Origin of the sequence: Nocardioides nitrophenolicus, assembly GCF_016907515.1 — a bacterium.
Taxonomy (GTDB): Bacteria; Actinomycetota; Actinomycetes; order Propionibacteriales; family Nocardioidaceae; genus Nocardioides; species Nocardioides nitrophenolicus.
Map to the genome: position 1 here is coordinate 1,233,646 of NZ_JAFBBY010000001.1, position 11,398 is coordinate 1,245,043.

Annotated in this window: 12 protein-coding genes; 8 read left to right on the forward strand and 4 right to left on the reverse strand. The window is 74.2% G+C overall.

Annotation, left to right across the window (positions count from 1 at the left end; all coding sequences use genetic code 11):
* Nucleotides 1-8: 8 nt before the first annotated feature.
* Together rpsJ and JOD66_RS06065 are read right to left on the reverse strand one after the other, a co-directional pair.
* Nucleotides 9-317, reverse strand: coding sequence for a 30S ribosomal protein S10 (rpsJ, locus tag JOD66_RS06060; RefSeq protein ID WP_007078637.1), 309 nt, complete (start codon nt 315-317; stop codon nt 9-11).
* A gap of 337 nt (nt 318-654) precedes the next feature.
* Nucleotides 655-1,914, reverse strand: a complete 1,260-nt coding sequence (locus JOD66_RS06065) for an ATP-binding protein (protein ID WP_204836010.1) — start codon at nt 1,912-1,914, stop codon at nt 655-657.
* Nucleotides 1,915-2,078: 164 nt separating this feature from the next.
* Between JOD66_RS06065 and JOD66_RS06070 the strand changes: the two genes are divergently transcribed.
* The 8 genes from JOD66_RS06070 to JOD66_RS06105 all read left to right on the forward strand — a co-directional run bounded on the left by JOD66_RS06070 (nt 2,079) and on the right by JOD66_RS06105 (nt 10,223).
* Nucleotides 2,079-3,236: a hypothetical protein gene (locus tag JOD66_RS06070; RefSeq protein ID WP_204836011.1), complete on the forward strand. Its 1,158-nt coding sequence runs from the start codon at nt 2,079-2,081 to the stop codon at nt 3,234-3,236.
* On the forward strand, nt 3,233-3,865 hold the full coding sequence (locus tag JOD66_RS06075; RefSeq protein WP_204836012.1) for a DUF4129 domain-containing protein: 633 nt from the start codon (nt 3,233-3,235) through the stop codon (nt 3,863-3,865). Before JOD66_RS06070 ends, JOD66_RS06075 begins: the two co-directional genes overlap by 4 nt.
* Nucleotides 3,862-4,989: a DUF4350 domain-containing protein gene (locus JOD66_RS06080; RefSeq protein WP_204836013.1), complete on the forward strand. Its 1,128-nt coding sequence runs from the start codon at nt 3,862-3,864 to the stop codon at nt 4,987-4,989. The genes JOD66_RS06075 and JOD66_RS06080 overlap by 4 nt, the downstream gene beginning before the upstream one ends.
* Complete coding sequence (locus JOD66_RS06085; protein WP_204836014.1) at nt 4,986-5,957, forward strand: AAA family ATPase; 972 nt, start codon at nt 4,986-4,988, stop codon at nt 5,955-5,957. The genes JOD66_RS06080 and JOD66_RS06085 overlap by 4 nt, the downstream gene beginning before the upstream one ends.
* A gap of 4 nt (nt 5,958-5,961) precedes the next feature.
* The gene (locus JOD66_RS06090; RefSeq protein WP_204836015.1) at nt 5,962-7,287 is read left to right on the forward strand and encodes a DUF58 domain-containing protein; all 1,326 of its coding nucleotides are present in this window, start codon (nt 5,962-5,964) and stop codon (nt 7,285-7,287) included.
* Nucleotides 7,288-7,405: 118 nt separating this feature from the next.
* Nucleotides 7,406-8,344 carry a DUF4349 domain-containing protein gene (locus JOD66_RS06095; RefSeq protein WP_204836016.1) on the forward strand — a complete coding sequence of 313 codons (939 nt, stop codon included), beginning with the start codon at nt 7,406-7,408 and terminating at the stop codon, nt 8,342-8,344.
* 131 nt (nt 8,345-8,475) lie between these two features.
* Nucleotides 8,476-9,405, forward strand: a complete 930-nt coding sequence (locus tag JOD66_RS06100; protein WP_204836017.1) for a LysR family transcriptional regulator — start codon at nt 8,476-8,478, stop codon at nt 9,403-9,405.
* Between the two features lie 32 nt (nt 9,406-9,437).
* Nucleotides 9,438-10,223: an NYN domain-containing protein gene (locus JOD66_RS06105; protein WP_204836018.1), complete on the forward strand. Its 786-nt coding sequence runs from the start codon at nt 9,438-9,440 to the stop codon at nt 10,221-10,223.
* Here JOD66_RS06105 and JOD66_RS06110 read toward each other — a convergent pair.
* Entirely contained in the window at nt 10,162-10,980 is an 819-nt protein-coding gene (locus JOD66_RS06110; RefSeq protein WP_307823330.1) for an FAD:protein FMN transferase, read from the reverse strand. The genes JOD66_RS06105 and JOD66_RS06110 overlap by 62 nt on opposite strands.
* Nucleotides 10,977-11,393, reverse strand: a complete 417-nt coding sequence (locus tag JOD66_RS06115) for an FMN-binding protein (protein WP_204836019.1) — start codon at nt 11,391-11,393, stop codon at nt 10,977-10,979. Before JOD66_RS06115 ends, JOD66_RS06110 begins: the two co-directional genes overlap by 4 nt.
* Nucleotides 11,394-11,398: the final 5 nt, after the last annotated feature.

Sequence of the window (11,398 nt, forward strand, 5' to 3'; positions counted from 1 at the left end):
CCCGAACCTCAGAGCTTGATCTCGATGTCGACACCGGCCGGCAGGTCGAGGCGCATCAGGCTGTCGACGGTCTTCGGCGTGGGGTCGATGATGTCGATGAGCCGCTTGTGGGTGCGCATCTCGAAGTGCTCGCGCGAGTCCTTGTACTTGTGCGGCGAGCGAATGACACAGAAGACGTTCTTCTCGGTCGGCAGCGGCACCGGGCCGGCGACCTTCGCACCCGTGCGGGTGACCGTGTCCACGATCTTGCGCGCCGAGGTGTCGATCACCTCGTGGTCATAGGCCTTGAGCCTGATGCGGATCTTCTGTCCCGCCATAGGTCTCTCTCGTCCTTACTCGTCGTACGACTCTGGGTCCTTCAGCTCCGACCCCCGCGGTCGGGCGTGTCGCACGTTTTCCGGGCACACACGTCTTCCCTGGGGAAGTGGAGCTGTTGTTCTTGGCTGCCTCGGGCCTCCCGGGCGTGCGGTGCGAGCTGATGTCGACGACCTGCACACGCTCCACGCGGCTCGGATCGGCAGGGCCGACCACTCCGCAGGGGAGACACGATTCAGTAGTCAAGATGGGCGCGCACCCCGACGACCTGTCCGGGGCAACCGGAACATCTTGGCAGAGTTCGCGGGGCGCACCAAATTGCCAGCGACGACCGTTCCGCTACGGCGCGTCCGGCCACTCCCAGAGCGCCGCCACCGGCAGTCCCCACATTCCCGGACGGTACTGATAGCCGTCCTGCGCCGTCGTGAGGACCACGCCCCCGGCGAACCTGTCCCCCAGACGTGCGGCGATCCCCTCGAGACCCGCGAACTGCTGGCGGCGGTAGCTACGCGCCGCCTTGACCTCGACGCCGAACACCCGCCCGTCCTCGAGTTCGATGATGACGTCGACCTCCAGCCCGTTTCGATCGCGGTAGTGATAGAGGTCGAAGGCACACTCACTCCAGCCCCGCTGCTTGAGGAGCTCGGCGACGACGAAGCCCTCCAGCTGCGGGCCGAGGGCGTCGCGGCCGGCCAGCCCGGCGATCTGACCCTCGGCGAGCCGGGCCAGCCGCAGGGCCAAGCCGGGATCGGCAACGATCGACTTCGGCTTGCCGATCTCGCGCCGGGTCAGATTCGGAGTCCACGGCGGCAGCAGGTCCACCAGATAGAGAGTCCGGAGCAGGTCGACATAGGCCGCGATGCTGGTCGCAGGAAGCCCGGCCGCCTCGGCGAGGCGCGCCTTCACCAGCTCGCCGGACTGGTTGGCGGCGATCAGACGCAACAGCGACGCCAACCTCTCGGGCTCAGGGAGCCGCACCAGCTCGCGCGCGTCGCGCTGGACGATGCGCTCGAGATAGCTGTCGAACCAGACCGGTCGGAGCCGCTCGCGCAGCTCGCGGACCTCGGGATATCCGCCGCGAGCGATGCGGCCGGCATAGTCGTCGGCCCCGACCCCCGTCCGGAAGCCCAGCGGGGTGGCGCCTGACGCGAGCGCGGCCACGAAGTCCTCGCGGCGCCCGGCGAGCTCACCCTGGCTCAGGCCGCGCAGCTGGATGCTGACCGCACGACCCGCGAGGCTGTCCGGCGTGCGTTCGAGGCGGAGCAGGTCGGAGGAGCCGGTCAGGACGAACCGACCGGGCCGGCGATTCCTGTCGATCGCCGCCTTGACCGCGAGGATCAGCTCGGGAGCTCGCTGGATCTCGTCGACAACCAGCAGTCCGTCAGGCAGCTGCTCGATGAAGGCGGCGGGGTCGGCCACGACCGCGTCCCGGACCTGCTGGTCATCCAGGGTGAGCGTGAGAGAGGGACGGTCTGCGGCCAGCAACCCCGCGAACGTGCTCTTGCCGACCTGGCGCGCGCCCTGCACGACCAAGGCTGGGAAAGTCTCCAGGTAGGCCCCGCCGGTCTCCAAGAGATGCCGCCCGACCAATGCGCTCACACCTGGACTCTAGCGTGGCCCGGCGCGAGATGTCGTCGTTCTGCTGGCCATTCGTCGTCGTTCTGCTGCGCTGTTGTCGTCGTTCCGCTGCCCGTAGGGCGCCGTTCTGCACGCTTCGCGCCCTTGGGACCATTCCCTCGGGCCCGGATGCGAGGATGACCCGCATGACCGACGGCCCCTCGCACCCGTACCCGCCCCCGGGTGCGCCCGCGCCCGCCGACCCGGTCCCGCCCGGCGCGGCCGGGCCCGCGTTCCCCCCGCCGGGCGCGCCGCCGCCGGGTGCGCCACCGGCCGACGGGCCGGGCGCGGCGCCGCCCGGCTGGGCTCCCTACCCGACCGGTCCGGGCCCGGTGCCGGGGCTGATGCTCGGCGCGGCCCACAAGCCGGGAGCGCTCCCCCTGCGCCCGCTCAACCTCGGCAACATCTACGACGGCGCGTTCCGGATCATCCGGTTCAACCCGAAGGCCACCGTCGGCGCGGCGGTGATGGTGACCGCCGTAGCGATGCTGATCCCGGTCCTGGTGACCGTGGCGATCTCGCTGACGATCGGGATCGCGGTCGACGCCTCGGGTGAGGTCGACCCCGACGCGTCGGTGGCCGAGCTGGTCGGCGCCCTCGCGGCGTACGGATCGCTGCTGCTCTCCCTGGTCGTCGCCCAGGTCGGCGTGGTGTTCGTGACCGGGATGGTCGCCCACGTGACCCGCGCGGCCGCGGTGGGGCGCCGGCTCGGGCTCGGCGAGGCCTGGGCCGCGACCCGCGGGAAGCGGTGGCGCCTGCTCGCGCTGACCCTGATCCTGAACCTCACCTATCTCGCGCTGGTGACCGTCTATGTCCTGGCCTGGGTGGTCGTGGTCGCGATCAGCGACGGGCCGTGGCCGGTGGTGGTCTGGGGCCTGGTCACCGTGCCGGCGTTCATCGCCCTGTGCTGCTGGCTGTGGATCCGCTACTACTACCTCCCGGTCCCCGCGCTGATGCTCGAGCCGGTGGGGGTGTTCGGCGCGATCGGCCGCGGCTGGCGGCTGAGCGCGCGGCAGTTCTGGCGCACCTTCGGCATCGCCCTGCTCACGGTGCTGATCGCGCAGTTCGCCGGCGGGCTGCTGTCGTTCCCGGTCAGCATCGTCGGCAATGTCGTCGCCCTGGCGGTGCCCGAGTACTCCGCGCTGGCCCTGATCCTCACCCAGGCCGTGGCGCTGGTCCTCCAGAACGCCTTCGTCGCCCCCTTCCTGGCCGCCGTCACCTCGGTCCAGTACGTCGACCTCCGGATGCGCAAGGAGGCCTTCGACGTGGAGCTGATGCGGGAGGCGGGGATCGTCCCCGCATGATCCCGGCGCTCGCTCTCGTCCGCCTCGACCCGCCGCTCGACCCGAGCGGCGACGAGGCGCGCCGTGAGCTGCGCCGCGAGCTGGTGCGCCCGGAGTACTACCAAGACGACCTCCTCGGGCGGCTGACCCGCTGGCTCGACCGGCTGATCTCGCGCACCGTCGACGCCGCGTCCGGGTCCTCGGCGCTCGCCACCGCCGCCGCGTTCGTGGTGGTGCTGCTGATCGTCGGCGGGGTGCTCTTCCTGGCCAGCCGCGCCCGGCGTACGGCGACCGGCCGGTCCGCGCAGGCTCCGGCCCTGACCGACGAGGTGGTCTCGGCCGACCGGCTCCGGGCCCGGGCCGAGGCGGCGCTCGTGGCCGGCGACCCGGCCGCGGCGCTGGTCGACGCCTACCGGGCGGCCGCGGTGCGCCAGATCGAGCGCGGCCGGATCGAGGACCTGCCCCAGGCCACCGCCCACGAGCTGGCCGGCGCGCTGGTCGCGGTCTTCCCCGAGCACCGGTCGGCGGTGCTGCACGGCGCCGACCTGTTCGACGGCGTCCTCTACGGCGAGCGGCCGGCCACCAGCGCGCAGGCCGCCGAGCTGCTGGCGCTCGACGACCTGCTCGCGGGGCGGGCGGCGCGCCGATGACCCGGATCAGGGTGTCGCGCGGACGGCTCGCGGTCGCGGCGGCGGTCGTGCTCGCGCTCGTGGTGGCCGTCTGGCTCACCCGCGACTCCGAGAAGTACCCGGGCGTCGCCGACCCGCGCAATCCCGGTCCCGACGGGGCCCAGGCGCTGGCCAAGGTGCTGGCCGACCAGGGCGTCGAGGTCACCATCGCCCGCTCGGCCGCCGCCTTCGAGGAGGCCGCCGTCGACGACGCCACCACCGTCGTCGTCAGCGGCACCGAGCAGCTCGCGCCGAGCACGCTCGAGCGGATGCGCGCCCACGCGGCCGCCGCCGCGCGGGTGGTGCTGGTCGAGCCCGACTTCGCGATCATCCAGGAGATCGACCCCGACCTCGGGCTGCTCCCGGTGTCCGCCGGCAAGGACGACGCGCTCGCCGCCCGATGCCCCGACGGGGTCGCCGGCGTGGGCCTCGAGGGGCTGACGGTCGAGGTCGACCGGGCGACGTCGTACACCGGGGCGGGCTGCTTCCCGGTCGACGACCGGTCACTGGTGCGCGGCGTCGACGGCCTGGTGCTGTTCGGCGCCGGCCAGGCGCTGACCAACGACCAGGTCACCCGTGCCGACAACGCGGCGGTCGGGCTCCGCCTGCTCGGACAGGACCCGCGGCTGGTCTGGTACGTCCCCGACGCGACCGATGCCGTCTCCGACGACGCGGTCACCATCGGCAGCCTGCTGCCCGACTGGATCGGGCCCGCGCTCTGGCTGGTCGCGCTCGCCGGGGCGGCGCTGCTGCTGTGGCGGGTGCGCCGGCTCGGGCCGCTCTCGACCGAGCCGCTGCCCGTGGTGGTCCGCGCGGTCGAGACGACCCGGAGCCGGGGCCGGATGTACCGCCGCAGCGGCGACCGCGACCACGCCGCCCGCGCGCTGCGCCAGGCCGCCCGTGCCGACCTGGCCCGCCGGCTGCGCCTCGACCGTGGCGCGCCGACCCACGCCGTCGTCGAGGCGACCGCCCGCCACCTCGGCGCACCCGTCGAGGCGGTGTCCGCGCTGCTCGACGACCACCGCACCGCCCCGGCGACCGACCAGGACCTGGTCCGGTTCGCGCAGGACCTGGCCCGACTGAGGAGAGAGGTACGACGCTCATGACCCAGACCACCCACGAGGCCGGCGTCCGCGAGCGGCTGCTCGCCGTGCGCCAGGAGGTCGCCAAGGCCGTGGTCGGCCAGGACGCCGCCGTGTCCGGGCTGCTCGTCGCGCTGCTGTGCGGCGGCCACGTGCTGATGGAGGGCGTGCCGGGGACGGCCAAGACGCTGCTCGTGCGCACCCTCGCCCAGAGCCTCGACGTGCAGACCCGGCGGGTGCAGTTCACCCCCGACCTGATGCCCGGCGACATCACCGGCTCGCTGGTCATCGACGCGGCGGGCGGCGGCGAGCTCAGCTTCCGCGAGGGCCCGATCTTCACCAACCTGCTGCTGGCCGACGAGATCAACCGGACGCCGCCCAAGACCCAGTCCGCGCTGCTGGAGGCGATGGAGGAGGGCCAGGTGTCGGCCGACGGCGTGACCCGGCCCCTGCCGCGCCCGTTCCTGGTGGCCGCCACCCAGAACCCGGTCGAGTTCGAGGGCACCTACCCGCTGCCCGAGGCCCAGCTCGACCGCTTCCTGCTCAAGGTGGTGCTGCCCGTGCCGCCGCGCGAGGACGAGATCACCATCCTCACCCGGCACGCCGAGGGCTTCGACCCGCGCGACGTGGCCGGCGCGGGCGTGCGGCCGGTCGCCGGCGCCGCCGATGTCGAGGCCGGCCAGGCCGCGGTGAAGCAGGTGCAGGTGTCCCCCGAGGTGGCGTCCTACATCGTCGACATCGCGCGGGCCACCCGGCAGTCGCCCTCGCTGTCGCTCGGCGTCAGCCCGCGCGGCGCGACCGCGCTGCTGCGGGCGGCGCGGGCGTGGGCCTGGCTCTCGGGCCGCGACTTCGTGACGCCCGACGACGTGAAGGCGCTGGCCCAGGCGTCGCTGGCCCACCGGCTCGGCGTACGTGCCGAGGCGGAGCTCGAGGGCGTCGACGTCGCCCAGGTGCTGGCCTCCGCGATCGCCTCCGTCCCCGTCCCGCGCTGAGCCGATGGCGATCTCCGGCCGGGTCGCGCTGCTGCTCCTGCTGGGGCTGGTGGCTGTCGTGCTGCGCCCCCAGGCCGGCACGGTGTGGCTCTGGCTGCTGGGGGTGCTGCTCCTCGTCGGCCTGGACCGGCTGCTCACCCCCTCCCCCGGTCTTGCCACCCTCACCCGGCGCCCGCCGGGCTCGGTGCGGCTCGGCGACCCGGCGTCCTCCGAGCTCACCGTCGCGGCGACCGGACGCCGGCTGCACCTCCACGTCCGCGACGCCTGGCAGCCCTCCGCCGGCGCCCGCGACAACAGGTTCCGGCTCCGGCTGGTCCCCGGCGACCAGCGGCGGCTGAGCACTCCGCTGCTCCCCCGGCGCCGCGGCGACCTGCGCGCGGCCGGGGTCACGGTCCGGTCCTGGGGGCCGCTGGGGCTGGTCGCCCGGCAGCGCACCTACGACGTCCCCGGATCGGTGCGCGCGCTGCCGCCGTTCGAGTCGCGCAAGCACCTGCCGTCCCGGCTGGCCCGGCTCCGCGACCTCGACGGGCGGGCCGCGGTCCGCGTGCGCGGCCAGGGCACCGAGTTCGACTCGCTGCGCGAGTACGTCCGCGGCGACGACGTCCGCTCCATCGACTGGCGCGCGTCGGCGCGCAGCACCCACGTCGTGGTCCGCACCTGGCAGCCCGAGCGGGACCGCCGGGTGGTGCTCGTCCTCGACACCTCCCGCACCTCCGCGGGCCGGGTCGCCCGCGCCGCGGGCGAGCCCGAGACCGACGGCATGCCCCGCCTGGACGCGGCCATGGACTCCGCCCTCCTGCTCGGCGCCCTCGCCTCCCGGGCCGGCGACCGGGTCGACTTCGTCGCCGGCGACCGCCGGGTCCGGGCCCGCCAGCGGCTGCACGGCGCCCGCGACGTGGCGCTGCGCCTGCAGGAGCAGATGGCCGAGCTCGACCCGGTGCTGGTCGAGGCCGACTGGGACCTGCTGGCCGGCGCGGTCCAGGGCTTCGGCCGCCAGCGGGCGCTCGTCGTCCTGCTCACCGCGCTCGAGCCGGCCGCCATCGCCGACGGCCTGCTGCCCGTGCTCCCGGTCCTGACCCGTCACCACCGGGTCGTCATCGCCTCGGTCCGCGATCCCGAGCTGACCCGGCTGGCCGCGGTCGCCGAGACCGAGGCCACCGCCGACGACGTCTACGCCGCCGCGGCCGCCGCCCACGAGGTCGAGCGCCGCGAGCGCACCCGCGCCATGCTGGTGCGGCTCGGGGTCGACGTGGTCGACGCCGACGTCGGCGAGCTGCCCCCGGCGCTGGCCGACCACTACCTCTCCCTCAAGGCCCAGGGCCTGCTGTAGCCGCCCGGTCCTCGCCGCGCATTTGACGAACGGGCTGCGCAGCGGCCGATCCACAGCTCGTTCGTCAGATGCGCGGCGCGAGACGGAACCACCGAGAGCCGGGCTGCGTCGGAGTGCCATGCAGACCTCACCGCGCCGTGCCGCGCTCGCCCTCGCCGGACTCACCACCCTCCTCGCCCTGGTCGGCTGCAGCTCCGGCGACAGCAACGACGCGAGCGGCTCGAAGGCCGCGTCCGGCGACGCGCTGATGAGCGAGGCGGCCCCGGCGGGGGCCCCGGCGGAGGCGCCGGCGGGCGTGGCCGACAGTGCCGGCGACAGCGGCGACAGCGGCGGCAGCGCCGGGCGCGACGACGCCCGGGCCCCCGACGCCGCGCAGCCCGCGGTGATCGCCACCGGCACCGTGTCGCTGGAGGCGAAGGACGTCGGCAAGGCCCGGCTGGAGGTGCGCAAGGTGGTCGACGCGCACCAGGGCACGGTCGGCGAGCAGGAGACCACGACCGGCGAGAAGGGCGAGCTGAGCACCGCGCGCCTGGTGCTGCGGGTGCCGAGCGAGCGCTTCGACGACGTGGTGGCGGCGCTGGAGGGGATCGCCACCCCGACGGGGACGACGACCAACGCCGAGGACGTGAGCGCCGAGGTGGTCGACGTGGAAGCCCGGATCCGGGCGCAGCGCAAGAGCGTGCAGCGGATCGAGACGCTGCTGGCGCGGGCCGAGACGATCGAGCAGATCGTGGCGATCGAGTCCCAGCTCGCCAGCCGCCAGGCCGACCTGGACGCGCTGGAGTCGCGGCAGCAGTGGCTGGCCGACCAGACCAGCATGTCGACGCTCACCGTCTACCTCTCGCAGCCGGCGACCCGCCACGAGCAGGAGGACGAGGAGGCCGACGGCTTCCTGGGCGGCCTGGCGCAGGGCTGGGACGCCTTCGTGACCGGTGCCGGCGCGGTGCTGGTGGTGGTCGGCTTCCTGGTTCCGTGGCTGGTGCTGCTCGCCGTGCTGGCCGTGCCGGCCCGGCTGCTCCTGCGCCGCCGGACGCGGGGTCCGGCCCGCACTGCGTAAGTCAGGTCCCGGAGCCCCGCGTCCATCCCGCGTTCCTCGTGTTACTGTTTGTCTACAGACTTACTTGTATTTGACTCCCGGGCAAGGACTCCGGCCCACGGCGTCACCGATGGACGTGAAAGGCCGCACCCATGCGCATCGAACAGCTGGAGTACCTCACCGCCGTCACGCAGCACGGCTCCCTGCGCCGGGCCAGCGAGCGACTGCACCTCTCCCAGCCCGCGCTCAGCGAGGCGCTCACCAAGCTCGAGCGCGAGCTGCGGGTCACCCTGCTCGACCGCCGTCGCTCGGGCGCCCGGATCAGCCGCGAGGGCCGCGAGCTGCTGCCCTACATGGCCGACGTCCTCGCCGCCGTCGAGCGACTGCGCAATGCCGCCGGGGACCGGCGTACCGACACCCGGATGATCCGGGTCGGCACGGTGCACGCCGCCACCTCCACCCTGCTCATCCCGGCGGTCCGCGCGTTCCAGGAGCGCCACCCCGGTACGACGGTCGAGGTGCTCACCCTCCAGCAGGCCCAGATCGACGAGGGGCTCGCCGACAGCACTCTCGACCTGGGCCTGGTCAACGTCCTCGACGGCGACGACGCGCCGATCGGCCTGGACGGGGTGGACCTGCTCCACGGCCGCCCGGTCGCGGTCCTCCCGGCGGGTCACCCGCTCACCGCCCGGCCGCAGGTGACCATCGACGAGCTGCGCCAGGAGCGGTTCGTGATGATGCGGCCCGGCTACGTGATGCACCGCTACGTCCATCGCGCGTTCGGCCCCGAGCTGCCGCCCGCCGCCCACAGCACCGACGGCGCCGAGATGGGCAAGGCCCTGGTCGCCGAGGGCGTGGGCGTGACCGTGCTCCCCGACTACACGGTCATCGGCGACCCGCTGCACCGCGTCGGCATGATCGAGGCCCGCCCGATCGCCGGCGAGCAGACCTATCTCACCCTTCAGCTGCGCCAGCGCTCCTCTCTCCAGCAGCCGCTGCCCGTGCGGGAGCTGCAGGCCGCGCTGACCGCGCGCGCCACGGAGTACCGGGGCGCGGCGGCGAGCTCCAGCGCCGCCTCCTGAGCCCACCGCCCGGCCTCGGCCATGATGAGGTGGTGACCACCACGCCGAGCACCGCCCGCCTGGCCGTCCTGATCGACGCCGACAACACCTCGCCGAAGCACGTCAGCGCCCTGCTGGAGGAGCTGGCGACGTACGGCGTCGCGACCGTGAAGCGCGCCTACGGCGACTGGACCACGCCCCAGCTCGGCGGCTGGAAGGCCCAGCTCAATCGGCACGCCATCGTCCCCGTGCAGCAGTTCGCCTACACGACCGGCAAGAACGCCACCGACTCGGCGCTGATCATCGACGCGATGGACCTGCTCTACTCGGGCAACCTGGACGCCTTCGCGCTCGTGTCCAGCGACAGCGACTTCACCCGGCTCGCGACCCGCCTGCGCGAGTCGGGCCGGACGGTCTACGGGCTCGGGCTGCGCAAGACGCCGCAGTCGCTCGTCGCCGCCTGCGACACCTTCATCTACCTGGAGCTCCTGGGCGAGCAGGCCGGCGGCGAGACCGAGCCGGAGACCCCGGAGGAGGTCGAGCCGGCCGCGCCGGTCCCCAACCTGCAGAGCCTGCTCAGCCGGGCGGTCAACGCCACGTCCGACGACGACGGCTGGGCGCGGCTCGCCGCGATCGGCAGCTACCTGCGCTCGGCCGACTCCTCCTTCGACCCGCGGCTGTACGGCGCCGCGAAACTGGCCACGCTGGTCGAGAGCCAGCCCTACCTGACGACCACCGGCACCGGGTCCGGGCTGCGGGTCGGGCTCAAGGGCCAGGTCACGGTCGCGAAGAAGCCGGCCGCGCGGCGCGCGCCGGCGAAGAAGGCCACCGCCGGCTGAGCGGATCCGCACCGTACGTCGCGGCGGTGCCGTCGGCGGCGACCACGACCCCGCTCCGGCCGCGGCCGAGCAGCCAGGGCACGCCCCGCTCCCCCAGGACGAAGGCGGTGGTCGCCTCGATGTCGGCGGCCACCAGGTCCGGCGCGACGACCGTCACCTGCCGCAGCCCGGCGGGGGCGGTCCCGGTGCGCGGGTCGCGGATGTGGTCGCCGCGGTGCGCGCTGCCGGAGGTCGCGACCGCACCGTCCGCGACCGGCACGACGGCGACCAGGCGGCGGGGGTCGGCCGGGTCCTCGATGCCGATCCGCCAGGCCGGGGCACCCGGGACGCGGGTGCGACAGAGCAGGTCGCCCCCGGCCGAGAGGCAGTAGTCGGTCGCCGCGAGCCGGTCCAGGGCCGCGCTCGCCCGCCGCACCGCCCAGCCCTTCACCACCCCGGAGGGGTCCGGCCCGCCACCGTACGGCGAGCGGACGGCCTCGATGTCGAAGGCCCCGCCGCTCGCCTCCCGGGCGACCTCGGCGAGGGTCAGCACCTCGGTGAGCTCCGGGGGCGCGTCGACGAGGGCCAGCTCGCCCCGGCCCCAGCGGTTCACCACGGAGTCGGGCCGGTAGGTGCTGAACAGCTCGTCGACCCGGCGCAGGCTCGCCGTCACCTCGGCCCAGGCGGCCTCGGCCTCGGGCCCCTCGGCGTACCGACCGCGCAGGGCGAGGCTGACGACGGTGCCCATCACCTCGAAGGCGCGGCGCCGGACGATCACAGCCCGGCCTTGTCGAGCGCGCTCTGCAGCGACTGCCGGTAGCCGACGCTGGTCACGGTCGCACCGCTGACCATGTCGATCGAGGCGCTCTGCGCCGCGATCGTCTCCTGGACTAGGACCGGCAGCGCGCGGGCGTTGATCTCCTGGTCGCGGCCGTTGCCGCTGGGATACCGCGGCACCTGCACCGCCGTGATCGTGCCGCCGTCGACCGTCAGCGCGACCTGGACCGGGCCCCAGCGGGTCTGGGCCACGTCGCCGGTGACCGTCGTGCCGGAGCCGGTCGACGTACCGCCGGAGACGGCGACCTGGGAGCCGGCCGCGGCCAGGGTCGAGCCGCCGGTCGAGGTGGCGTGGCTGAACAGCAGGACCACGACCGCCACCGTCCCGGCGAACCACAGCGCGATGCGTCTCATGCCGC

Coding starts and splice junctions, on each gene's coding strand:
- JOD66_RS06115 (WP_204836019.1), bottom strand. CDS start 11,393: ATGAGACGCATCGCGCTGTGGTTCGCCGGGACGGTGGCGGTCGTGGTC.
- JOD66_RS06090 (WP_204836015.1), top strand. CDS start 5,962: ATGGCGATCTCCGGCCGGGTCGCGCTGCTGCTCCTGCTGGGGCTGGTG.
- rpsJ (WP_007078637.1), bottom strand. CDS start 317: ATGGCGGGACAGAAGATCCGCATCAGGCTCAAGGCCTATGACCACGAG.
- JOD66_RS06095 (WP_204836016.1), top strand. CDS start 7,406: ATGCAGACCTCACCGCGCCGTGCCGCGCTCGCCCTCGCCGGACTCACC.
- JOD66_RS06085 (WP_204836014.1), top strand. CDS start 4,986: ATGACCCAGACCACCCACGAGGCCGGCGTCCGCGAGCGGCTGCTCGCC.
- JOD66_RS06075 (WP_204836012.1), top strand. CDS start 3,233: ATGATCCCGGCGCTCGCTCTCGTCCGCCTCGACCCGCCGCTCGACCCG.
- JOD66_RS06100 (WP_204836017.1), top strand. CDS start 8,476: ATGCGCATCGAACAGCTGGAGTACCTCACCGCCGTCACGCAGCACGGC.
- JOD66_RS06070 (WP_204836011.1), top strand. CDS start 2,079: ATGACCGACGGCCCCTCGCACCCGTACCCGCCCCCGGGTGCGCCCGCG.
- JOD66_RS06080 (WP_204836013.1), top strand. CDS start 3,862: ATGACCCGGATCAGGGTGTCGCGCGGACGGCTCGCGGTCGCGGCGGCG.